23 protein-coding genes are annotated in these 21,112 nt (G+C 69.6%); 8 read left to right on the top strand and 15 right to left on the bottom strand.

Features of this window, described 5'->3' with window-relative positions; all coding sequences use genetic code 11:
- Positions 1-274: 274 nt before the first annotated feature.
- The 7 genes from QTN24_RS24415 to QTN24_RS24445 all read right to left on the bottom strand — a co-directional run bounded on the left by QTN24_RS24415 (position 275) and on the right by QTN24_RS24445 (position 7,071).
- A complete protein-coding gene (locus tag QTN24_RS24415) occupies positions 275-1,615 on the bottom strand; it encodes a mechanosensitive ion channel family protein (protein WP_313840177.1) in 1,341 nt (446 codons plus the stop codon).
- Between the two features lie 78 nt (positions 1,616-1,693).
- Positions 1,694-2,884 (bottom strand): HD-GYP domain-containing protein, encoded by a 1,191-nt coding sequence (locus QTN24_RS24420; protein ID WP_313840178.1) that lies wholly within the window; start codon positions 2,882-2,884, stop codon positions 1,694-1,696.
- Between the two features lie 49 nt (positions 2,885-2,933).
- The gene (locus QTN24_RS24425; protein WP_313840179.1) at positions 2,934-3,614 is read right to left on the bottom strand and encodes a hypothetical protein; all 681 of its coding nucleotides are present in this window, start codon (positions 3,612-3,614) and stop codon (positions 2,934-2,936) included.
- Complete coding sequence (locus QTN24_RS24430) at positions 3,611-4,318, bottom strand: SCO family protein (protein WP_313840180.1); 708 nt, start codon at positions 4,316-4,318, stop codon at positions 3,611-3,613. Before QTN24_RS24430 ends, QTN24_RS24425 begins: the two co-directional genes overlap by 4 nt.
- On the bottom strand, positions 4,284-4,886 hold the full coding sequence (locus tag QTN24_RS24435; RefSeq protein WP_313840181.1) for a cytochrome c: 603 nt from the start codon (positions 4,884-4,886) through the stop codon (positions 4,284-4,286). The genes QTN24_RS24430 and QTN24_RS24435 overlap by 35 nt, the downstream gene beginning before the upstream one ends.
- Position 4,887: 1 nt before the next feature.
- A complete protein-coding gene (locus QTN24_RS24440) occupies positions 4,888-5,484 on the bottom strand; it encodes a cbb3-type cytochrome c oxidase subunit II (RefSeq protein ID WP_313840182.1) in 597 nt (198 codons plus the stop codon).
- Positions 5,485-5,487: 3 nt separating this feature from the next.
- Positions 5,488-7,071 (bottom strand): cbb3-type cytochrome c oxidase subunit I, encoded by a 1,584-nt coding sequence (locus QTN24_RS24445; RefSeq protein ID WP_313840183.1) that lies wholly within the window; start codon positions 7,069-7,071, stop codon positions 5,488-5,490.
- Positions 7,072-7,399: 328 nt separating this feature from the next.
- Here QTN24_RS24445 and QTN24_RS24450 point away from each other — a divergent pair, with 328 nt between their 5' ends.
- A complete protein-coding gene (locus QTN24_RS24450) occupies positions 7,400-8,473 on the top strand; it encodes a DnaJ domain-containing protein (RefSeq protein ID WP_313840197.1) in 1,074 nt (357 codons plus the stop codon).
- A gap of 69 nt (positions 8,474-8,542) precedes the next feature.
- On the opposite strand, the gene QTN24_RS24455 is transcribed toward QTN24_RS24450, so the two are convergent.
- The 7 genes from QTN24_RS24455 to mltG all read right to left on the bottom strand — a co-directional run bounded on the left by QTN24_RS24455 (position 8,543) and on the right by mltG (position 13,872).
- Positions 8,543-9,286: an ankyrin repeat domain-containing protein gene (locus tag QTN24_RS24455; RefSeq protein WP_124684324.1), complete on the bottom strand. Its 744-nt coding sequence runs from the start codon at positions 9,284-9,286 to the stop codon at positions 8,543-8,545.
- The gene (locus tag QTN24_RS24460) at positions 9,279-10,076 is read right to left on the bottom strand and encodes a TatD family hydrolase (RefSeq protein ID WP_313840184.1); all 798 of its coding nucleotides are present in this window, start codon (positions 10,074-10,076) and stop codon (positions 9,279-9,281) included. Before QTN24_RS24460 ends, QTN24_RS24455 begins: the two co-directional genes overlap by 8 nt.
- Positions 10,077-10,089: 13 nt before the next feature.
- Positions 10,090-10,599, bottom strand: coding sequence for an N-acetyltransferase family protein (locus QTN24_RS24465; protein WP_313840185.1), 510 nt, complete (start codon positions 10,597-10,599; stop codon positions 10,090-10,092).
- 43 nt (positions 10,600-10,642) lie between these two features.
- On the bottom strand, positions 10,643-11,062 hold the full coding sequence (locus QTN24_RS24470; protein ID WP_409559085.1) for a PilZ domain-containing protein: 420 nt from the start codon (positions 11,060-11,062) through the stop codon (positions 10,643-10,645).
- Between the two features lie 105 nt (positions 11,063-11,167).
- Positions 11,168-12,181, bottom strand: coding sequence for a DNA polymerase III subunit delta' (locus QTN24_RS24475; protein WP_313840186.1), 1,014 nt, complete (start codon positions 12,179-12,181; stop codon positions 11,168-11,170).
- Between the two features lie 85 nt (positions 12,182-12,266).
- Positions 12,267-12,869 carry a dTMP kinase gene (gene tmk, locus QTN24_RS24480; protein ID WP_313840187.1) on the bottom strand — a complete coding sequence of 201 codons (603 nt, stop codon included), beginning with the start codon at positions 12,867-12,869 and terminating at the stop codon, positions 12,267-12,269.
- A 4-nt stretch (positions 12,870-12,873) separates the two neighbouring features.
- Positions 12,874-13,872, bottom strand: coding sequence for an endolytic transglycosylase MltG (mltG, locus tag QTN24_RS24485; RefSeq protein ID WP_313840188.1), 999 nt, complete (start codon positions 13,870-13,872; stop codon positions 12,874-12,876).
- Between the two features lie 207 nt (positions 13,873-14,079).
- Between mltG and QTN24_RS24490 the strand changes: the two genes are divergently transcribed.
- From QTN24_RS24490 to QTN24_RS24500, 3 genes are read left to right on the top strand one after another with little or no spacing between them, the layout of a single operon-like run.
- Entirely contained in the window at positions 14,080-15,090 is a 1,011-nt protein-coding gene (locus tag QTN24_RS24490) for a folate-binding protein (RefSeq protein WP_313840189.1), read from the top strand.
- Positions 15,091-15,110: 20 nt separating this feature from the next.
- Positions 15,111-15,401, top strand: a complete 291-nt coding sequence (locus tag QTN24_RS24495) for a DUF4936 family protein (protein WP_313840190.1) — start codon at positions 15,111-15,113, stop codon at positions 15,399-15,401.
- A gap of 37 nt (positions 15,402-15,438) precedes the next feature.
- Positions 15,439-16,296 (top strand): NRDE family protein, encoded by an 858-nt coding sequence (locus QTN24_RS24500; protein WP_313840191.1) that lies wholly within the window; start codon positions 15,439-15,441, stop codon positions 16,294-16,296.
- Between the two features lie 9 nt (positions 16,297-16,305).
- Here the strand turns inward: QTN24_RS24500 and QTN24_RS24505 are convergent, their stop codons facing one another.
- Positions 16,306-17,430 (bottom strand): citrate synthase, encoded by a 1,125-nt coding sequence (locus QTN24_RS24505; RefSeq protein WP_313840199.1) that lies wholly within the window; start codon positions 17,428-17,430, stop codon positions 16,306-16,308.
- 126 nt (positions 17,431-17,556) lie between these two features.
- Between QTN24_RS24505 and QTN24_RS24510 the strand changes: the two genes are divergently transcribed.
- The 4 genes from QTN24_RS24510 (at position 17,557) to QTN24_RS24525 (ending at position 21,087) form a co-directional block, all read left to right on the top strand.
- Positions 17,557-18,510, top strand: a complete 954-nt coding sequence (locus QTN24_RS24510; RefSeq protein WP_124684334.1) for a 2-hydroxyacid dehydrogenase — start codon at positions 17,557-17,559, stop codon at positions 18,508-18,510.
- A gap of 16 nt (positions 18,511-18,526) precedes the next feature.
- Complete coding sequence (locus QTN24_RS24515; RefSeq protein ID WP_124685114.1) at positions 18,527-19,207, top strand: fumarylacetoacetate hydrolase family protein; 681 nt, start codon at positions 18,527-18,529, stop codon at positions 19,205-19,207.
- A gap of 39 nt (positions 19,208-19,246) precedes the next feature.
- Positions 19,247-20,005, top strand: a complete 759-nt coding sequence (locus tag QTN24_RS24520; RefSeq protein WP_124684335.1) for an SDR family oxidoreductase — start codon at positions 19,247-19,249, stop codon at positions 20,003-20,005.
- Positions 20,006-20,094: 89 nt separating this feature from the next.
- A complete protein-coding gene (locus QTN24_RS24525; RefSeq protein WP_124684336.1) occupies positions 20,095-21,087 on the top strand; it encodes a Bug family tripartite tricarboxylate transporter substrate binding protein in 993 nt (330 codons plus the stop codon).
- Positions 21,088-21,112 lie beyond the last annotated feature (25 nt).

Consider the following 21,112-nt stretch of genomic DNA (forward strand, 5'->3'; position numbering starts at 1 on the left):
GTCGCCGCAGGAGTTTGAGGACAAGTTCAAACGCCAGACAACCTTAATACCTGTCTGAAAAAACTTGACCACTACAGAGCAAACCGGCGGTAGATTTGCTTCTAGCAGGCTTGAAATTCCACTGTCTGGCTCCCCTCTCCCGCCTGCGGGAGAGGGGTTGGGGGTGAGGGCGTTGAGGCTCTGCTTGCCGACTGGTCGCAGTTCGGACTGCTGGCCCTCTCCCGCGATGCTGGAGAGGGAAGCAAACCAGCGGCCCCACGCCCTCCACCGCCCCTCAAACCACCCGATCCGCCCTGTCCATCGGCGATTGCGTTGGCTCCCTGGCCCCTGGGTCTGTCGCCGCGGCGGCCAAAGCAGCGTGGGCGCCGTGGGGTGAAAACTCCCGCACGCCGGCCAGATCGGCGCCGGACGGCGCCTGGTACAGCCGCAGCCCCAGTTCCGGCAGGATGGCCAGCAGGTGGTCGAAGATATCGCCCTGGATGCGCTCGTAGTCCATCCAGCCCGTGCGGTTGCTGAAGCAGTAGACCTCGATCGGGATGCCTTGCGAGTCGGGCTCCATCATGCGCAGGTTCAGCAGCAGGTCGTGGTGGATGTCGGGATGCGCGCGCAGGAAGGCGATGCCGTACGCCCGGAACGTGCCCAGGTTGGTCAGCCGGCGGCGGTTCACCGGGTCGGTGTTCTCGCCCAGCAGCGCGCGGTTGGTCTGCTCCACCTCCTGCTGCTTGACCTCCAGGTAGTCGTGCAGCAGCCGGAACCGCATCAGCGCCGTCACCTCGTCGTCGTCCAGGAACCGCACCGTGGAGGCGTCGATGCGCAGCATCCGCTTGATCCGGCGCGCGCCGGATTCGAACATGTGGCGGTAGTTGCGATAGCTTTCCGAGAACAGCTTGTACGTGGGCACCGTGGTCACGGTGTTGTCCCAGTTCTTGACCTTGACCGTGTGCAGCGCGATGTCCATCACGTAGCCGTCGGCGTTGGACTGCGGCATCTCGATCCAATCGCCAATGCGCAGCATGTCGTTCGACGTAAGCTGCGTGCTGGCCACCAGCGACAGCAGCGTGTCCTTGAACACCAGCAGCAGCACCGCCGACAGCGCGCCGATGCCCGACAGCATCCACAGCGGCGAGCGGTCGATCAGGATCGACAGCACCAGCACGCCGCAGACCAGCCACAGGGCCAACTGGGCGATCTGGACGTAGCCCTTGATGGACCGCGTCTGGGCACGCCGGCTGTTGGCGAAGACGGTCTGCCAGGCCGCCAGCACGCCGGACAGCATCAGGAACATGCTGACCCACGTGCCGGCGTGCGCCAGCCGTTCGATCAGGATCGAGAATTTGCCCAGGTCAGGCACCTGGCTGATGCCCACCGTGATCACGGCCAGGAACACCGCGTAGCCCAGCCGGCGATAGGTGCGATGGCGCATCAGCGCGGCGGCCCATTCGCGGTTGCCGGACAGGCTCAGCACGCGGTAGACCACGCGGCCCACCACCCGGGCCACCAGCCACTGCGACAGCGCGGCGATCACCACCAGCGCCAGCACGTACAGCGAGATCTGTGCCCAGGGATGGGCGGGAATGCGTTGCTGGAACAGGTCCAGCAGGGCGTCAAATGTCATCGGGAGAATGCAATCGGTCGGACCGGACAAGCCCCGAGTTTACTACCACCGCCCTGCCCGGCCCGCCGCCGGCCAGGCTTACCTGGCGTGGGGCGCGTACATCGCCATCAACTGGTCGTCGCTGAAGCCCCACTGCTTGGCGTCCTCGAAGGCGATGACCGTGTCGTCGTCGTGCGACAGGTCCAGCACTTCGGGCGGCAGCGGCTTCGAATCGGTCACCGAGTAGAACACCATCACGCGCGGCCGCAGCGGTTCGCCCTCGTTCTGGCCGCAGACCACGGCCAGCCGGCCCGAGCGCAGCCGCAGCACCGTGCCCAGCGGATAGATGCCGATGGTGCGCGTAAACGCCTTGAACACGCGGCGGTCGAACAGCGTGTCGACGCGCACGGCGATGTACTCCATGGCCCGCGCCGGCGACCACGCCTGGTGGTTCGGCCGCGGCGACGTCAGCGAATCGTACGTGTCGCAGATGGCCGCGATCTTGGCGTGGATGCTGATCTCGTGCTCCAGCAGCCCGAACGGGTAGCCCCGGCCGTCCACCCGCTCGTGGTGGTGCACGCAGACGTCGAGCGGGATGTTCGTGTAGAGCCGGGCCTCGTTCAGGATGCGATAGCCGGCCGACGGGTGGCGCCGCATCTGCTCCTCCTCGGCCGGCGACAGGTCGCCCGCCTTGAGCAGCAGCGCGTCGGGCAGCGTCAGCTTGCCGATGTCGTGCACCAGCCCGGCCAGCCCCAGTTCGCGCACCTCGCCGTCGGGCAGCTTCAGGTTGCGGCCGACGGCGATCATCAGCGCGCAGACCGAGAACGCGTGCAGGTAGGAATAGTCGTCCTTGGCCTTGAGCCGGGCCATGGCCAGCAGCGCCTGGGAATGGCGCGACAGCGACGTCGATGCCGAATCCACCAGCAGCAGCGCGCCGTGGGTTTCCAGCGCGCGGCCCATGCGCACGTCGTTGAACAGGTTGCCGATCAGCGCGCGGCCGGTCTTGATCAGCTCGCGCGCCCGTTCCAGCTCGTCCTCGAAGCTGGCCTCGGGCGCGTCGTCGCCGGCGTCGGCCTCCATGGTCTCCGGCGTGGCCGGCGTGGGCAGGTTGCGGCCCTTGAGGATGTCGATCCAGACGTCCTGCACGTTGGCCGACTGGATCTGCTCCACCTGCTCGTCGCTGGTGACCAGGAACCGCGACCGCCAGAACGGGTGGTTCATCCACGGCCCGCCCAGCCTTGCCACGAACATGCCAATCTGTAGCTGTTCCGCCTTGATTCTTCTCAGCATGCGCTCGCCCCTATCAAATGGCCCGCGCGGACGTGCCGCGCGCTGCCGATCAAGCGGGGCTCTGGTCAGGCCCCGTCTTGTGATGACACTTCTCGTTGGCCGCCTTTATCGGCAGCCTGCCCGCTTTCTTTAGTTTTTTTCGCATCCCGGCCGATGGCGCGGCGTCCGCCTGCCGCGCGGCCCAGGCCAGCAGCCAGCCCCCCAACCCCAGCGACAAGGCGATCAACCCGGCGCCGGCCACGCGCTGGTCGTCCAGCAGGTAGCTGGCGCAGAGCCGCGCCGGCGCGTCGACGAACAGGATGCCAAAAGTCAGGCCCATCCAGACCAGGTTGCCGCCAAAAAACAACACCAGCGGCCACAGCGCCAGCCGCACGGCCAGCGCGGCGGCCAGCCCGGCCGCGCAGACCGACACGTCGCGCGCCACCCCAAGCAGCCACGCCATCCGCGACAGGTCGATGGCGATCGGCAGCATCCAGACGCCATAGCCGGCCGACGCCGCCACCAGTAGCGCCAGCGCATGGGGCCTCAGCCGCACCAGCGCGCGGGCCCGGCGCCGGGGCGCCCAGCGGGCCGCCAGCACGCGCGGCAGCAGGCAGCCCGCCGCGAACAGGCCCGGCAGCAGCGCGAGCATCAGCAGCGCCATCGACGACTCGAATAGGCCGCGCAGCGGCGGCAGCGCGGGCAGCCCCAGCAGCGCCGCCAGCCACCAGCCCGCGCGGATGCGCCTCATCGCGGCCCCCGTCGGGTGTGGGCCAGCGCCGATGCATAGGCCGCCTGGAAGGCTTCGAGCGGATAGGTCGCCAGCACCATGCCGTCCGCATCGACCACATGCAGGCCGCCGTTGTGCGCAAAGCCGCCCAGGCCGTCCGGGATGGCGATCACGTCGGCATCGGCCAGCAGCCGCGCCATGTCGGCCGGGGCCACGGCCGCCGCCACCCGCCAGCCCGGCGCGCGGGCGTGGTGGGTGCTGGCATAGCCGCGCAGGTCCGGCACCGTGTCGCGCGGATCGAACGACAGCGACACCAGCGCGATGCGGCCGGCCATGCCGTCGGCGTCGCGCTGGCGCTGCAGATGGTCGAACTCGGCGCCCAGCGCCCGGCAGACCGTGGCGCAGCGTGTGTAGATGAAATCGACAAGATAGACGGCCGGCGGCGGACCGGCGGCCATCGCAGCCGCACGGGCAGCACCGGCGGCACCGGCCCCGGCGAACAGCCGCACGCGCTGGCCGTCGTGCGTGTGGACGTCAATCGGCGGCAAGCGCAGCGTCTGGCGCGCGATACGGGCCTCGCGCCGCTGGTCGAGCGTCCACGCCGACAATCCGTCGGTCAGCCCGTGGATTGCCGCGCCCGCCAGCGCCAGCACGCCGGCCAGCACCGCCCACGGCGGCAGCGGCCGGCGCCTAGCCGCCCGGCTTGCCGAGGGCGGCGTCACCATCGTATGGCGCCTGCATGGCGGCGGTGTCGGCGCGGGCGGCGGCCACGGTCGCGGCCGTCACGGGCGGCGCGGCATTGCCCCACTGGCTGCGCACGTGCGTCAGCACGGCGGCGATCTCGGCATCGCCAAGCTGGTCGGCAAACGCCGGCATGGCGCCCTGGTAGGCCGTGCCCTTGACGGTCAGCTTGCCGGTCACCCCGCGCAGCACGATCCGCGCCGCCGTGGCGTCCGGCCCCGTCACCCATTCCGATCCGGCCAGCGGCGGAAACACGCCCGGCAAACCCTGCCCGCTGGCCTGATGGCAGGCCACGCAGCGGCTCTGGAACACGGCGGCGCCATCCACGGCGGCGGACTTCGGCTGGCCGCGCAGGTCGGCCTCGGTGCGGCGGTCGCCGAGTGCCGGCGGCTGGTCGATCGGCGCCGTGGCGATATACCACGCGCCCCACCCCACCAGCACGGCCACCATCGCCAGCACGTAGCGCGGAATCGGCGCGCGGTTCTCGTGCGGGTCGGCGTGCTCGCGGGCGCGGGCGGCCATGGCGTGGCGGTCATCGCGCGAATCTGTCATGTCAGTCTCCCGCCCTGGCCGCCGCCGGCAGTGCGGCCCCGGTTCGGTTCAGCGATTGCAGGTACGCCACCAGGTCCAGCGCGGCGGCCGTCGGCACCACCACCTTGCCGATGGGCGCATAGCCGGGCGGCAGCGGCACGGCCTTCTCGCCGGCCTCGGGCGCGTCCTTGATGTCGAACAGGTACGGGTAGCTCGGCATGATGCTGCCGCTGACGTACGCGCGCGGCTGGTAAAGATGACCCAGGTGCCAGTCCGCGCTGGGCTGGCGCACGCCGATGTTGAGCAGGTCCGGCCCGGTGCGCATGGTGCCAAGCAGGTGCGGCTTGTCATAGTAGTAGTCGCCGGCCACGGCAGCCCGGCCCCAGCCGCGCCTGGCGTCCGGGGCAAAGCTGCTGTCGCGCGGCTGCTGGGAATGGCAGTAGATGCAGCCGTTGGCGATGTAGACCTCGCGCCCGCGCAGCTGCGCGGCCGTATAGGGCTTGACGCCCTCGGTGGGCTTCACGTCATGCAGTTGCAGGTAAGGCAGCACCACCAGGGCGCTGGTCGCCAGCGCCAGCATCGTCATGCCGCCGGCCAGCAATACGTTTTCGTTGTTCATGGCTCAGACTCCCTGCGCCGGGCCGCGGCGCGGGTGGAACAGCGCCGGACGGTCGCGGTTGGGCCCCAGGCCCACGATCACGCAGACGAAATTGGCGGCAAAGCAGAGGTGGCTGGTCAGCATCATCAGGCCGCCCAGCGAGCGCGCCTTCAGGTACGGCACGGTCAGCAGCACCGAATCCATGAACGGCCGCGCGGCGTCCAGCATCGCCAGCCCCTGCAGCCAGCCGCCGATGGTCAGGCTGACGAAATAGACGCCGATGCCGCCCACGGCCAGCCAGAAGTGGCTGTAGATCAGCCAGCGGTACGGCCATTCCCGGCCCGTGATGCGCGGCACGATGAAATAGATGGCGCCAAAGAACGCGAAGCTGACGAACGCATAGAGCCCCAGGTGGGCGTGCGCCACGGTGTAGTGCGTGAAATGGGCCACGCGGTTGACCCCGCGCAGCGCCTCGAACGAGCCCTGGATCGAGCTCAGCGTGTACATCATCCCGCCGAAGGTGACAAAGCGCAGCGTCGGCGAATCCACCAGCCGGCGGAAGTTGCCGCGCAGCGTCTGGTGCTGGTTGATCGAGAACGCGATGACCGGGATCAGCATCATCATGCTCTGCACCACCGACAGCGTGATCAGCCAGCCCGGCACCGGCCCGCCCACCAGGTGATGCCCGCCCACCTGGCCGTAGAAGAACGCCAGCGCCCAGAACCCCAGCAGCGACAGGCCGTACGACTTCACCGGCTGGCCGATGACCTTGGGCAGGAAGTAGTAGATCGACGCCAGCGCCAGCGGCGTGTAGAACAGCCCCAGCACGTTATGGCCGAACCACCAGTTCATCGTGGCCTGCTCCACGCCGAAATGGAGCCCGGGGAAGTTGGCCACCAGGAACAGCACCGGGAACCAGAACAGCGCGCAGCCCATGTACCAGACCGACACGTAGAGGTGATCCACCTTGCGGTTCAGCAGCGTCAGCACCAGCGGAAAGCCGACGAACGCGCCGCCGGCCACGAACAGGATGTCTACCTGCCACGGGATCTCCAGCCATTCGAGCCCGTCCGAGATGCCCGCCGCGATGCTGCCCACGCCCGCGATCAGCCCGGCGTTCCACAGCGCCGCGCCCAGCACGGCCCAGCGCGCGCCCACCAGTTCGGTGCGCAGCAGGCGCGGCAGCAGGAACATGGCGATACCCAGCCCGGCCATCGGCGCCCAGCCGTAGGCCACGGCATTGAGGTGGATCGTGCGGATGCGGCCGAACGTCAGCCACGGCACCGATGCCCACAGGTCGGGCGCATGGAGCTTGACCGATGCCGTGAGCCCGGCCGCCGACGCCACCACCAGCCACACCATCGCGCAGCACAGGAACAGGAAGACCACCGGCGCCGACGACCGGTCGGCCGCCTCGCGCGAGGGGTGGGGCAGCCCGCCGCGGGCAGCGCCGGGGTCTTCGGGATGGCCGGTTTCGGCATCGCCGAAGATGACCCGCGCGGCGGCCGGCGAGGTATCGAAGAAGCCTTTCTGCATGCTCCAGATAAACGCCCCGAGGGCGAAGACGGAGAGCAGGAACGCTGACAACAGGATGGCAACGGTGTTCATGGCAGGCGCGCGGGCGCGGGCGGACATCGGGGGCGGAACAGGTCAGGCGCCGGCCGCGCCGGGCGACCTCCTGAAAAGTTGCATCGAAGATACCGATTCAGCCAGGCCGGGCCAATCATCCTTAGGTGCTACTGCGGCCGCGGCCGCCGCCGACTAGAATTCGCGGCCCCTGCCACGTCCCGGCACTTTGTTGGGCACCCCGCAGACACGCACCCGCCCGTGGCGCGACACTGTCGGCGCCGCCCCGTCCTGCGCAGAAAAGCCTTGAAAATGGCGGCCACTTGCCGTTATCTGTTGTCGACCACCGCCATTGCGTCTTTCCCGCTTGATGCATACCCACTACGACAACCTCAAGGTTTCCCGCGACGCGCCGCCCGAAGTCATCCGGGCCGCCTACAAGTCCTTGAGCCAGAAATACCATCCCGACCGTCACGCCGACGGCGAGGAAGCCAACCGCATCATGCGGCTGCTGAACGCCGCCTACGACGTGCTGCGCGACCCCGACAAGCGCGCCGAGCACGACCAGTGGATCGCCGCCGAGGAAAAGCGCGAGGCCGAGCAGCGCCGCGCGCAGGCCCAGCGCACCGCCGCCGCCCAGCGGCAGGCGGCCCAGCGCCAGCAGGCGGCCCGGCAGGCCGCGCGGCCCGCGCAGGCGGGCGGCGGCAACGCCGGCCAGTCCCGGCCAGGGCCGGAGGACAGCCAGCAGGACGCGCCGTTCCGCGCGCGCAAGGCGTCGCGTCCGCGCGCCGAGCGTCCGGCCCGCAACCGTCCCGCCGATGGCCCGGCCACGCCGCTGCCGAAGTACGGGTCGTTCGCGCTGTACGCGGCCATCGGCGCGATCATCCTGATCCTGCTGGGCGACTGGTCCGGCAGCGGACAGGCGTCGGCCAGCGACGGCACCCGGGCGGCGCAGCCGGCCAGCACGGTGCAGACGCTGGCCAAGGCGCTCACGCCGGGCACGGCGCCTGGCGCGTCCGATCGCCGCTACACGCGGCCGTCGATGACGCCGCGCGGCATGCCGTGGCCCGACCACTCGGGCTATCTGCCGGGCTATCCGGTACTCAATGGAAATGGACTGTCGACGCTGACGGTCGACAACTCGGGCAGCGCGTCCGACGTCCTGCTGAAGCTGGTGGCCGTCGACGGCAACGCGCCGCTGCCCGTGCGCACGAGCTTCGTGCGGGGCGGGTCGTCGTTCACGATGGAAAACATCTCGCCGGGCGCCTACGACCTGCGCTACCAGAGCCTGGATTCGGGCGAGATCTTCCGCTCCGAACGCTTCGACCTGAGCGAGATCCGCGAGGCCCGCGGCACCAGCGCCAATCGCAACGTTTTCAAGCTGTACGCGGTGCCGGGCGGCACCTCGCGCTCGGTGGCGATCTCCGAGCGGGAATTTCCCTGACGCGCCACGGCGTCAGGGCATGGCCGGCGCGGCCGGCGCGGTCGGCACGATCGGCCACAGGCGGCTGGATCAATACGCCTTGGGTTGCGGCTGGCCGTTGGGCGGCACGTAGGGCTTCGGCTTGGGTGCCGCCGGCGGCACATTGCCGTAGAGCTTCTGCCAGCGCGACTTCAGGCCGTCGGCAATTTCCTTCTGGTTGTACTGCTCGGCAAAGTCGATCACCGTCATGCCCTGCTGGTTCTTCAGGCGCAGGTCCGCGCCCTCGTCCAGCAGCAGCTTGACCGTGTCGATATGGCCGCCGCGCGCCGCCATCATCAGCGGCGTGGTGCCATTCGGGCTTTCGGCGTCGATATAGGCCGCATGGTCCACGAGGTACTTGACCACGTCGTTGTGGCCGTTGGTCGCGGCGTAGTGCAGCGGCGCCCAGCCCTTCTTGTTGACCTCGGCTTCCTCGCCGTCGACCATCAGCTTGATCATGTCCAGCTCGCCGTTGAGCGCCGCCATCATCAGCGCGTTCTCGCCAGCCGGGTTGGTCTTGTCGAAGTCGATGTTCTTGGCCTTGATCAGCGCCGTGGCCGCTTTCTTCGATTTCTCGCGCAGCGCCACCACCAGCATCGGATTGCCGCGGTTGTCCACGAGGTTCGGGTCCACGCCCTTGGCCAGCAGCTTCTGCACCGTGTTGCCGTCGTCGAATTCCACGGCCTTGCGCATGTCGTCGGCCGGGGCGGCCTGCACCAGCGCGCAGCCCGACATCGCCGTCAAACCCACCAGCGCCATGGCCGACGCCAGGCGTCGAATCTTCAGATCAAGCATGAGCATTCCTGTCTATGTGCTTGAAAAGGCGGAAGAAGTTTTCCGTGGTCTGTTCCGCCACCTTTTCCACCGGCTCGCCGCGCAGCTGGGCGATGAACTCGCCCACATGGCGCACCCAGGCCGGTTCGTTGGTCTTGCCGCGGTATGGCACGGGGGCCAGGTACGGCGAATCGGTCTCGATCAGCATCCGGTCCAGCGGCACCTTCTTCGCCGTTTCCTGCAGGTCGGCGGCGCTCTTGAACGTGACGATGCCCGAGAACGAGATATGGAAGCCCTCGTCCAGCGCCTGCTTCGCAATGTCCCAGGTCTCGGTGAAGCAGTGCATCACGCCGCCGGCCTCGCGGGCGTTTTCCTCGCGCATCAGCCGGATCGTGTCGTCGGCCGACGAGCGGGTATGGATGATCAGCGGCTTGCCGGTCTGGCGCGCGGCGCGGATATGGGTGCGAAACCGCTCGCGCTGCCATTCCATGTCGGCGATGCTGCGGCCGTTGAGCCGGTAGTAGTCCAGCCCGGTCTCGCCGGTGCCCACCACGCGCGGGTGGGCGGACAAGGTCACCAGCCGCTCCAGCGTCGGCTCCTCGGCGTCTTCCTCGTAGTCGGGATGCACGCCCACCGACGCGTAGAGGTTGGGATGCTGCTCGGCCAGCGCGAGCACGCGCGGGAAATCCTCCAGCGTCACCGAGATGCACAGCGCGTGCGTGACCTGGTTGGTCTTCATGTTTTCCAGCAACTGGGGCAGGCGCTGCGCCAGCTCGGGAAAATCGATATGGCAATGGGAGTCGACAAACATGGTGCTGCCCGTATCAGTCGAGCCGGCGGCCCAGGATCACCAGGTCGCGCTCGACTCCGTCGAGCACGGCCACGCGCGGCAGGTCGCCCCAGCGTGAGAAGCCGTGGCGCTCGAACAGCGCCAGGCTCGGCGCGTTATGGCCAAAGATGAAGCCCAGCAGCGTGTTCACGCCCACCTTGGGCGCATGCGAGATGGCCTCGTCGAGCAGCAGCCGGCCCAGGCCCTTGCCGCGGAAATCCTCGTGGAGATAGATCGAGACCTCGGCCGTGGCGCCGTAGGCGGGCCGGCCGTAGAAGTCCGAATAGCTGACCCAGCCGGCCATGCGGCCATCGGCGGCCTCGCAGACCCAGAGCGGACGGCGCGCGGGCTGGTGCGCATCGAACCACGCCTCGCGCGACGCCACGCTGACCGGCTCGGTATCGGCCGTGACCATGCGCGACGCCACGGTGCTGTTGTAGATGTCGACGATGCCGGGCAGGTCGTCGCGCGTCGCCAGACGCAGCGTGAAACCAGATTGACTCATAAATACAATAACTTGCGAAGCAAACTTCGCCTTTCACATCAGGTTAGAGGGTCTGCGTGGGGCGCCCCGATTCGATGGCCTTGCCCAGCAGTTCCTCGACCGCGCGCCGCAGCACGCGGCCGTTTTCGTCGTCCGGCAGATGCACGCCCACGCCGGGCGTCTTCATCGGCGTGCCGGCCGGGGTGATCCATGCCACGGTGCCCTGCACCTGGTACTTCTGGGGCCGGTCCAGCAGCGACAGCACCAGGAAGACCTGCTCGCCCAGCCGGAACGGCCGGTTCGACGGCACGAAGATGCCGCCGCGCGCCAGAAATGGCATGTACGCGGCGTACAGCCCCGCCTGGTCCTTGATCGACAGCGACAACACGTTGGGCCGCTGCGGCGCGCCGCTTGCGGGCCCCGTGGCCGGATTGCCGGGCATCGCCCCCGCTGCGCGCGGCGGCGTCGTGACTGGTGCATTCATGTTCGACCCCTGACTGCTGCCGGCTTGTGCCGGCTATTGGATTTAGGAAACACGTGGCTCGACTTTTACCACGTGTGCCCATCGATGCCTATGCTTTTGTACCGGTCAGCGGAACAACTGGCGATAGTCCAGAAAGACCGATTCCATGACCAGCCGCGCCGCCAGCGGATGGCTCTCGCTGCGCCGGTGATTGACCAGCCGCGCCGCGAACGCCTGCAGCCGGTGCGCGTCGGTGGCGCCGGCGCAACGGGCCAGCGCCGCCTGCTCCTTCGGGAAGTAGCGCACCGCCCCCGTGCCGACGCACAGCGCCAGCAGGTCGTACGTCCAGCGCTGCAACACGCCCAGCACCGCCGGCACCGGCAGCTTCTGGAGCTGGTCGGCCGCCGCCAGCGCATCGAACGCCGCGCCGGCGCCAAGCTGGCTCACCAGCCAGCGTTGCAGCGGCTGCTCCTCGGCCTCGGCGGCGTGCAGCGCGGTCAGCGGCGCCCCGCCGGCCACGGCCAGTTGGGCCTCGACGTCGGCCACGCCCTGGCTGCGCAGCCAGTCCAGCGCCGCCGCCAGGGTCGGGCGCGTCACCGAGAACTGGCGGCAGCGCGACAGGATAGTCGGCAGCACGCGGTCGATGCGGTCGGTCACGAGCAGGAAGACCGTCGACGGCGGCGGCTCCTCCAGCGTCTTGAGCAGCGCGTTGGCGCCCTCGGTCTGCAGCGCATCGAGCGGATAGACCACCACCACGCGCAGCCCGGCCCGGTGCGTGCCAACGCCCACCGCCTCGATCAGCCCGCGCACCTGCTCCATGCGGATGATCTTGCTGGGCGCCTTCTTCTTGCTGCCGCCCGTCTCGGCATCGCCCTCGGCCGCGTCGCCGGCTTCCAGCGCCTCCGGCCGCACCACGGTGAAATCGGGATGGTTGCCCTGGCTGAACCAGTGGCAGGCGCTGCACCGGTCGCACGGCTGGCCGTCCGCCAGCGGCGTCTCGCACAACAGCCCCTGCGCAAAGTGCAGGGCGAGGTCGCGCTTGCCGATGCCTTGCTGGCCATGCAGCAGCAACGCATGGGGCAGCCGCTCGCGCAGCGCCGCCAGCCGTTGCCAGTCGTCTTGTTGCCAGGGATAGAGCATGCAGATCAATCGGTTAGCGCGTGGTGCTCATGTATTGTCGGAGGCGTCCGCGGACACATCACCACGCGCATATATCGTCGGAATATCAGAGGCTTGCGAGGATTTCTTCAAGCGTCACGCGAATCTCGTCGATCGAGCGCGTGGCGTCGATCACGCGAAAGCGCTGCGGCGACTCGGCGGCCCGGCGCAGATACTCGGCGCGGGTGCGCTCGAAAAACGCGCGCGACTCGGCTTCGAACTTGTCCGGCTCCCGCGCGTCCGCCAGCCGGGCGGCGGCCGTTTCCAGCGGCACGTCGAACAGCAGCGTCAGGTCCGGCTGCAAGCCGCCCTGCACCCACTGCTCCAGCACCTCCAGCCGCGCACGCGGCAGGCCGCGCCCACCGCCCTGGTAGGCAAACGTGGCGTCGGTGAAGCGGTCGGAAATCACCCAGTCGCCCCGCGCCAGCGCCGGTTCGATCACTTCGGCGATATGCTCGCGGCGCGCCGCGAACATCAGCAGCGCCTCGGTCTCCAGGTCCATCTGGCGATGGAGCAGCAGGCGGCGCAGGTCCTCGCCCAGCGGCGTGCCGCCGGGTTCGCGCGTGGTGACGACGGTGGCGCGTTCGCGCAGGCGGCCGGCCACCCATTCGACATGGGTACTCTTGCCGGCGCCGTCGATGCCTTCGAAAGTGATGAATCTGCCGCGCATGGAATCAGGGTTTTCCGCGCTGGTACTTGTCGACCGCGCGGTTGTGTTCAGGGAGAGAGCTGGAAAAGTGGCTGCTGCCGTCGCCACGGGCCACGAAGTACAGCGCGTCGGTGGGCGCCGGCGTGGTGGCCGCGGCCAGCGAGGCCAGGCCCGGCAGCGCGATCGGCGTCGGCGGCAGGCCCGTCCGGGTGTACGTATTGTACGGGGTGTCGGCCTGCAGATCGCGCTTGCGCAGGTTGCCGTCGAAGGTCGGCCCCACGCCATAGATCACGGTCGGATCGGTCTGCAGCATCATGTTCTTGCGCAGCCGGTTGACGAACACGGCGGCGATCATCGGCCGCTCGCCGGCCTGCCCGGTTTCCTTCTCGACAATCGACGCCATGATCAGCGCCTCGTACGGCGTCTTGTACGGCAGGTCCGGCGCGCGGGCGTTCCAGGCGTCGTTCAGGCGCTTCTGCATGGCCCGGTAGGCGTGCTTGTAGAGGTCGATGTCGCTGCTGCCGCGCGCGAACAGGTAGGTATCGGGAAAGAACAGCCCTTCGGGTGAAGTTTCCGCCGCACCGATGGCCTGCATCAGCTCGGCGTCGGTCATGCCCCTGGTGTCGTGCCGGAGCGCCGGGCTGGCATCCACGGCCGCGCGCATCTTGCGGAATTCCCAGCCCTCGATCACGGTGACCACGTAGTGCGACACCTCGCCCCGGGCCAGTTTCTCGATCACGTCCAGCGGCGTCGCGCCGGTTTCGAACTGGTAGCCGCCCGCCTTCAGGTCGGCGCCATGCCCGGTCACGCGGGCCAGCAACTGGAACAGGCGCGGGTCCATCGGCACCCCGCCGCGCTGGATCTGCCGGCCGACGCTGGCCACGCCGGAGTTCGGCTTGACGATGACCTCGACGGGCGACGCGGACAGCGTGAGCGGCTGATGGGCCCACCAGGCAAAGCCGCCGGCAGCGGCGACGGCAAAGACCACCAGCGCCCCGACCAGGCGCGAGAACAGACGTTTCATGAAAGTGAGGATAGGGCCCGCCGCCTTGCCCCCGCCGGCGGGTCGGGATCAAGGGCGCGGCCGGCCGGAATGGCGACAGGCCCATATAATACCGGGAGCCTTGTGGCCGATGTGTCACCGAGCGTTACCGTCCGGCCCGCACACGTTGTGTTTCGCGCGTGGCGCCCCCAATTCACCGCATCCCTTCGATTTCCAGGACCGTTCCGCATGTCCGCCAATGATTTCCCGTCGCTTGCCGACAGCCTCGCCGCCCTGCCCGCCGCCGGCATCGTGACCGCCCCCGCCGGGCTGGGCCTGATCCGCGTGGCCGGCGACGACGCCGCCAGTTTCCTGCACACCCAGCTCACCAACGCCGTGGAAGACCTGCCGGCCGATGCCGCGCGGCTGGCCGGCTATTGCTCGCCCAAGGGCCGGCTGCTGGCCAGCTTCCTGGCCTGGCGCGACCCCGACGGCATCGTGCTGCAGTTGTCGGCCGACATCCAGCCGGCCATCCAGAAGCGGCTGTCGATGTTCGTGCTGCGCGCCAAGGCCAGGCTGTCGGACCTGTCCGCCACGCATCGCGTGCTGGGCGTGGCCGGCGCCGGTGCCGAGGCCGCGCTGGCCCAGGCCGGGCTGCCGGCGCCGCACGGCCCGCTGGCCGTGGCGCAGGCCGATGGCGCCACCGTCATCCGCCTGCCCGACGCCGAGTACCAGCCACGCTGGCAAGTGGTGGCCGCCGCCGAGCGCGCCGCGTCCCTGCAGCAGGCGCTGGGCGGCACGCTGGCCGCCGCCGCGCCGGCGTTCTGGGACTGGCTCGACATCGGCGCGGGCATCCCGCGTATCGCCGCCGCCACGCAGGAGCAGTTCGTGCCGCAGATGATCAACTTCGAGCTGATCGGCGGCGTGAATTTCCGCAAGGGCTGCTATCCGGGCCAGGAAGTGGTGGCGCGCAGCCAGTACCGCGGCACGCTCAAGCGCCGCATGTGGCGCGTGCATGGCGAAGGCGACGTACCGGCGCCGGCCGCCGAGATCTTCCGTCCGGAAGACCCGGGCCAGCCGTGCGGCATGGTGGTCAACGCCGCGCCCGCGCCGCAGGGCGGCTGGGACGGCCTGGCCGAGCTGAAGATCGACGCCGCCACGGGCGCGCTGCACCTGGGCGCCGCCGATGGCCCGGCGCTGGCCACGCGTGCGCTGCCGTACGAAGTGCCGCTGCCCAACGAGGCCGAGGCGGCCGGCTGAACGCCCCCGGGAACTCCACCATGAGCGATCATCTCTACGTCTACTTCAAGGTGCCCGACGCGCACGCGGCCGACGCCCTGCCGCACTGGCACCGCTGGATGGAAACGGTCGCCGAGGCAACCGGGATTGGTGGTACGCTGATGCGCAGGCCCGAGACCCGGGCCGGCCTGCAGACGTGGATGGAGTGTTATGCCGATGTCCCGCCCGCGTTCGATGCAACGCTCGACGGTCTCTGGCGCCAGAGCGGTCTGGCGCAATGGATCAGCGGCGATCGCATGAGCGAGCGGTTCATCGACCTCGACGCGCTGTAGCCCCCGCGGGCCGCGGCGCCGTAGCAAAGGAAGCCCCATGTGTCTGATACTGGTGGCCTGGCAATCCCACCCGGACTATGCCCTGGTGGTGGCCGGCAACCGCGACGAATTCTATGCCCGCCCGGCGGCGCCCGCGCACTGGTGGCACGACGCCCCCGAGGTGCTGGGCGGCCGCGACCTGGCGGAAGTGATTGGCGATGCCGGCACGTGGATGGGCATCGCCAATGCCGCGTCGCCCGAATGGCCCGACGACTCCCGCGCGCGCTTTGCCGCGCTGACCAACGTCCGCGCCCCGTCCGAAAAACGCACCGACGCCCGCTCGCGCGGCGAGCTGGTGTCGCATTTCCTGCGCGGCGGCCAGGGCCCGGCCGACTACCTGCAGGACCTGGCCCGCGCGCACGGCGCCTACAACGGCTTCAACCTGCTGGCGAGCGACCTGCACGATCTCTGGTGGTACAGCAACCGGTCGAAGTCTGGCCAGCCGCAGCGGCTCAAGCCGGGCCTGTACGGCCTGTCGAACGCGCTGCTCGATACGCCGTGGCCCAAGGTGCGCAGCCGCGTGGGCGCGCTGTGCGAGGTGCTGGCCGCCGACCGTGGCCAGTTCGGATCGAGCCCCGACCCGTACCTGCAGATGCTGGCCGATGAGAAGCAGGCGCCCGACTGGGAACTGCCCAGCACCGGGGTGGCCCCCGAGTGGGAAAAGCTGCTGTCGTCGGCGTTCATCCGCTCGCCCAGCTACGGCACGCGCGCCAGCACGGTGCTGCGCGTGCGCCATGACGGCCGGTTCGATTTCGTCGAGCGCAGCTTCGACGCCGACGGCCAGACCGGCGAGGTCAGCTACCAGGGCCGCCTCAACGTCACCCGCGACACCGGCACCGTGCCGGCTCCGCGCTAGTCCTCCGCGCTAGACCCGCGCCGGGGCCGCGCCGACGTAGCGGCCGCGCGGGCGAATCACCTGCCCCACGCTCAACTGTTCCAGGCTATGCGCCAGCAGCCCGACGCTGCGCGCGATGGCGAACGTGCCGAACGCGGCGTCGTCCGGCAGCCGGTAGTGCGTGACCAACGCCGCCAGCGCCACATCAAAGTTCGGCTGCAGCCCGGTCAGCCGGGTGGCCTTCTCGATAAAGCGCGCGATCACGGGCGGCGGATCGAACCGTTTCAGCAACGCCGCCGCGCGGGGGTCGCCCTCGGGATAGAGATGGTGGCCAAAGCCCGGCAGCGGCTGGCCCGTCGACAGATGGTGCGCCAGCACCTCGTCCTCGCCCTGGCGATCCAGCTCCGCGAACAGCGCCTTGACCCGGCCCGACGCATCGCCATGCAGCGGCCCCGACAGCGTCGTCAGCCCCGACAGCAGGCAGGCCGGCAGCGACGCCCCGGTGGATGCCGCGATGCGCGCCGCGAACGCCGAACTGGTCAATTCGTGGTCGAGCAGCAGCACCATCGCAATCCGTAGCAATTCGGCCACCGCTGGCGGCTGTCCCCAGCCCTGCGCCAGCCGCAGGTGCAGCGGCTGCGCGCCCGGCTGCGCGCCGAACGCATTGGCCAGCAATCCCACCAGCTCCTGACCCTCGCCATGCAGCACGCGCGTCATGCGTCCGTGCGTGGAATGGCCGGTCGCGGCGCGCTCGGCCAGCGCCTGGAACGCGGCCACGCGGCCCGGCTTGCCGATCGGCGTCGATGACGAAAAATCCACGGGCTGGGCGGCGTCCCAGAGCAGGTGCGCGGCCTGCTCCAGCGTGGCCGATTCGGCCAGCGCCACGGCGTCGTGGCCCCGGTAGTAGAGCCGCTCGCGCACGAATGTCGAGATGGCGGTGGGGATGCTCGGCTCGGCGCCGAACAGCGTGTTGGTGGCCAGCGTCTCGTGCTTGCGCCCGGCCTGCTTGCGGCGCGACAGCGTCGCCACGTCCTCGGCGCGGTACAGGCTGCGGCGCGTATCGGTGGGGTCGGACATGACCTCGATCTTGCCGCGGCTCACGTATGCATAGACGGTCTGCGGCCGCACACCCAGGCGCGAACACGCCTCGTCCATCGAAATCCAGGTTCCCACAAGTCACTCGCTTGGCTGATTTATGTTGATTTTATATATCAAGATTGCGTCAACAATCAACTATTGCCTACGATGCTGTCAACCTGCAACGAGAGACAAGCCCCCGCGATGAAGCCCCAGATCCTGCAACTGAATCCGATCCTGATCCCGGCCGCCAATGAAGAGCTGGCCGCGCTGTACCAGGTGCACAAGTTCTTCGAGATCGCCGATCCGGCCGCCTGGCTGCGCGAGCACGGCGCGTCGATCCAGGCCGTCATCACCGGCGGCCACACCGGCATTTCGCGGGCGATGCTGGAGCAGTTGCCGGCGCTCAAGGTGGTGGCCGTCAATGGTGTGGGCACCGATGCCGTGGACCTGGCGTGGTGCCGCGAACGCGGGCTGCCGGTCACGGCGACGCTGGGCGCGCTGACCGAGGACGTGGCCGACCTGGCCATCGGCCTGCTGATCGCGGCCTGCCGCAACATCTGCGCTGGCGACCGCTTCGTGCGGGACGGCCAGTGGGAACTGCATCCGTCGCCGTCGGCGATTCCGCTGGCGCGCCGCTTCAGCGGCATGCGCGTCGGCATCGTCGGCATGGGCCGTGTCGGCCGGGCCGTCGCCACGCGCGCCGCCGCGTTTGGCTGCCCCATCCGCTATACGGACCTGCGTGCGATGGATGACGTGCCGCACACCTTCGTGCCCGGCCTGCTCGACCTGGCGCGCGACAGCGACGCGCTGGTGCTGTGCGCCGCCGCCGACAAGGCCGAGGGCATCATCGACGCCGCCGTGCTCGACGCGCTGGGCCCGCGCGGCTATCTGGTCAACGTGGCGCGCGGCCGGCTGGTCAACGAGGCCGATCTGGCGCAGGCCATCGAGGCGGGCCGCATCGCGGGCGCCGGGCTGGACGTGTTTGTCGACGAGCCGCGCGTGCCGGCGGCGCTGCGCCAGTCCGACCGCACCACGCTGCAGGCCCACCGCGCCAGCGCCACGTGGGAGACGCGCGGCGCCATGGCCCGCATGGTGCTGGACAGCGTGGCCGAGGCGCTGGCCGGCAAGCGTCCGACCATGAGCCTGACCACCTGAGCGCGCCATGGTGGCCATGACCGAATACGTCGTCCCGCCGCTGGCGCCGCGCGCGCTGCCCGTGGTCGGCAGCACCGCGCAGTTTCCCGTCGCCCGCGTGTTCTGCATCGGCCGCAACTACCGCTGGTCGCCCGACGAGCCGGCGCCGCGCGAGATGCCCGCGTGGTTCATGAAGCCGGCCACGGCCGTCGAACCCGCGCGTGACGCGCTGCCCTACCCGCCCGGCACCGACGAGTTCTGCCATGAGGTGGAACTGGTGGTCGCCATCGGGCGCGGCGGCCGGGACATCGACCCGGGCCAGGCGCTGGCGCATGTCTGGGGCTATGCGGTCGGGCTCGACATGACGCGGCGCGACCTGCAGCGGGTTGCCAAGCAGTCCGGCGGCCCGTGGGAGCCGGCCAAGGCGTTCGACCATTCGGCGCCGTGCAGCCCGATCCTGCCGGCGGCGCGCTGCGCAGACCCGGCCAGCGGCGCCATCCATCTGTCGGTCAATGGCGAGACGCGCCAGCGCGCCGATCTGGCCGATTTGCTATGGCCGGTGCCCGAGCTGGTGGCGATGCTGTCGCGCTCGGTGGCGCTGCTGCCGGGCGACCTGATCTTTACCGGCACGCCGGCCGGCGTCGCGCCGTTGCAGCGCGGCGACGTGGTGCGCGCCGGCGTGGCCGGCATCGGCGATATCGCGCTGACCGTCGGCTAGACGGCCCCGCCCCCGCGACACAACACAACAGGAGACACCATGAACGCATCCCGACGCATTGCCCTGGTGACCGGCGCTGGCAGCGGCGTGGGCCGGCTGACCGCGCTGGCGCTGCTCGACGACGGCTGGACCGTCGTGCTGGCCGGCCGGCGCGCCGACCCGCTGCAGACGCTGGTGGCCGACGCCGCCACGCGCGGCCAGACCGCGCTGGCCGTGCCGACCGACGTGACCAACCCGGCCAGCGTGCAGGCGCTGTTCGACACCATCGAGCGCGCGTTCGGCCGGCTCGACCTGCTGTTCAACAACGCCGGCGTCAACGCCCCGGCCGTGCCGGTCGACGAACTGCCGCTGGAAAAGTGGTTCAACGTGATCGACACCAATGTGACCGGCGTCTTCCTGTGCGCGCGGGCCGCGTTCGGCCTGATGCGCCGCCAGACGCCGCAGGGCGGCCGGATCATCAACAACGGCTCGGTGTCGGCCCACACCCCGCGGCCGTTCACGGCGCCGTACACGGCCAGCAAGCACGCGGTCAGCGGCCTGACCAAGGCGCTGGCGCTCGATGGCCGCGCCTACGGCATCGCCGCCGGGCAGGTCGACATCGGCAACGCGCTGACCGAGCTGTCCGAGCGCATGACGCGCGGCGTGCTGCAGGCCAACGGCACCACGGCGCCCGAGCCGATGATGGACGCCCGGCACGTGGCCGACGCCGTGCGGCACATGGCGTCGCTGCCGCTGGACGCCAACGTGCTGAACATGACCGTCATGGCCACGGCCATGCCGTTCGTCGGCCGCGGCTGACTTCCCGATCCCCGCGCGCCCCGGCTTGGCAGCCGGGGGGCGCCACCAGAGTTGACATCAGCTCAACCGCATCCATACGGAGACAAACCATGCGTATCGCCACTCGCCCGTTCACGACCCTGATTGCCACGATGGCCGGCTGCGCCGCCATGATGGTGGCGCCCGGCACGGCCCTGGCCCAGCCCAACTACCCCGCCCGTCCGGTCACGATCATCGTGCCCGCGCCCGCTGGCGGCGGCATCGACCTGATCGCGCGCGTGGTTGGCGAGAAGCTGTCGGTCAAGCTGGGCCAGCCGTTCGTCGTGGAAAACCGCCCCGGCGCGTCCAACAACCTGGGCACGGCGATGCTGGCCAACGCCAAGCCGGACGGCTACACGATCGGCATCGTCGGCGGCAGCCACAACATCAACAAGTTTCTGTTCAAGAACCTGGGCTGGGACCCGGAAAAGAGCTTCGAGCCGATTGTCTACACGCACGAGATTCCGCTGGTGTTTGCCGCGTACCCCAAGCTGCCGGTCAAGACCGTGCCGGAACTGGTGACGTGGATGAAGGCCAATCCGGCCGAGGCCAAGGTGGCCACGTCGGGCCGTGGCAGCGCGCAGGAAATGGCCGCCGAGATGTTCCGCATGGTCAGCGGCGCGCCGGTGCTGCTGGTGCCGTACAAGGGCTCGTCGGCCGCGCATCCGGACCTGATCGCGGGCCGCACGGTGCTCTACATCGACACGATCAGCGCCATCCAGGAACAGGTGAAGTCGGGTAACGTGCGGGCGCTGGCGGTGTCCACGCGCAAGCGGTCCAAGGCGCTGCCGAACGTGCCGACGGCCGAGGAACAGGGCCTCAAGGGCTACGACGCCAACACGAATGGCGGCTTCCTGGCGCCGGCCGGCACGCCGAAGGAAATCGTGGCGAAGCTCAATGCCGAGATCAACGCCGCGCTGAAGCTGCCCGAGGTGCGGGCCAAGCTGGAAGCGGCCGGCATCGAGGTACAGGGCGGCACGCCGCAGGAGTATGCGGCGCTGATCAAGTCGGACCTGGCCAAGTGGGGCAAGGTGGTCAAGGAGGCGGCGATCCAGCCGGAATGACCGTCGGGCGGGCCCGCGCCGCCTG

Origin of the sequence: Cupriavidus sp. SZY C1 (assembly GCF_032190535.1) — a bacterium.
In the GTDB taxonomy this organism is placed as follows: domain Bacteria; phylum Pseudomonadota; class Gammaproteobacteria; order Burkholderiales; family Burkholderiaceae; genus Cupriavidus; species Cupriavidus pauculus_C.

Coding starts and splice junctions, on each gene's coding strand:
- QTN24_RS24450 (WP_313840197.1), top strand. CDS start 7,400: ATGCATACCCACTACGACAACCTCAAGGTTTCCCGCGACGCGCCGCCC.
- QTN24_RS24425 (WP_313840179.1), bottom strand. CDS start 3,614: ATGAGGCGCATCCGCGCGGGCTGGTGGCTGGCGGCGCTGCTGGGGCTG.
- tmk (WP_313840187.1), bottom strand. CDS start 12,869: ATGCGCGGCAGATTCATCACTTTCGAAGGCATCGACGGCGCCGGCAAG.
- QTN24_RS24420 (WP_313840178.1), bottom strand. CDS start 2,884: ATGCTGAGAAGAATCAAGGCGGAACAGCTACAGATTGGCATGTTCGTG.
- QTN24_RS24510 (WP_124684334.1), top strand. CDS start 17,557: ATGAAGCCCCAGATCCTGCAACTGAATCCGATCCTGATCCCGGCCGCC.
- QTN24_RS24470 (WP_409559085.1), bottom strand. CDS start 11,062: ATGAATGCACCAGTCACGACGCCGCCGCGCGCAGCGGGGGCGATGCCC.
- QTN24_RS24490 (WP_313840189.1), top strand. CDS start 14,080: ATGTCCGCCAATGATTTCCCGTCGCTTGCCGACAGCCTCGCCGCCCTG.
- QTN24_RS24440 (WP_313840182.1), bottom strand. CDS start 5,484: ATGAACAACGAAAACGTATTGCTGGCCGGCGGCATGACGATGCTGGCG.
- QTN24_RS24430 (WP_313840180.1), bottom strand. CDS start 4,318: ATGGTGACGCCGCCCTCGGCAAGCCGGGCGGCTAGGCGCCGGCCGCTG.
- QTN24_RS24495 (WP_313840190.1), top strand. CDS start 15,111: ATGAGCGATCATCTCTACGTCTACTTCAAGGTGCCCGACGCGCACGCG.
- QTN24_RS24475 (WP_313840186.1), bottom strand. CDS start 12,181: ATGCTCTATCCCTGGCAACAAGACGACTGGCAACGGCTGGCGGCGCTG.
- QTN24_RS24460 (WP_313840184.1), bottom strand. CDS start 10,076: ATGTTTGTCGACTCCCATTGCCATATCGATTTTCCCGAGCTGGCGCAG.
- QTN24_RS24455 (WP_124684324.1), bottom strand. CDS start 9,286: ATGCTTGATCTGAAGATTCGACGCCTGGCGTCGGCCATGGCGCTGGTG.
- QTN24_RS24500 (WP_313840191.1), top strand. CDS start 15,439: ATGTGTCTGATACTGGTGGCCTGGCAATCCCACCCGGACTATGCCCTG.
- QTN24_RS24465 (WP_313840185.1), bottom strand. CDS start 10,599: ATGAGTCAATCTGGTTTCACGCTGCGTCTGGCGACGCGCGACGACCTG.
- QTN24_RS24525 (WP_124684336.1), top strand. CDS start 20,095: ATGCGTATCGCCACTCGCCCGTTCACGACCCTGATTGCCACGATGGCC.
- QTN24_RS24520 (WP_124684335.1), top strand. CDS start 19,247: ATGAACGCATCCCGACGCATTGCCCTGGTGACCGGCGCTGGCAGCGGC.
- mltG (WP_313840188.1), bottom strand. CDS start 13,872: ATGAAACGTCTGTTCTCGCGCCTGGTCGGGGCGCTGGTGGTCTTTGCC.
- QTN24_RS24435 (WP_313840181.1), bottom strand. CDS start 4,886: ATGACAGATTCGCGCGATGACCGCCACGCCATGGCCGCCCGCGCCCGC.
- QTN24_RS24445 (WP_313840183.1), bottom strand. CDS start 7,071: ATGAACACCGTTGCCATCCTGTTGTCAGCGTTCCTGCTCTCCGTCTTC.
- QTN24_RS24505 (WP_313840199.1), bottom strand. CDS start 17,430: ATGGACGAGGCGTGTTCGCGCCTGGGTGTGCGGCCGCAGACCGTCTAT.
- QTN24_RS24515 (WP_124685114.1), top strand. CDS start 18,527: ATGACCGAATACGTCGTCCCGCCGCTGGCGCCGCGCGCGCTGCCCGTG.
- QTN24_RS24415 (WP_313840177.1), bottom strand. CDS start 1,615: ATGACATTTGACGCCCTGCTGGACCTGTTCCAGCAACGCATTCCCGCC.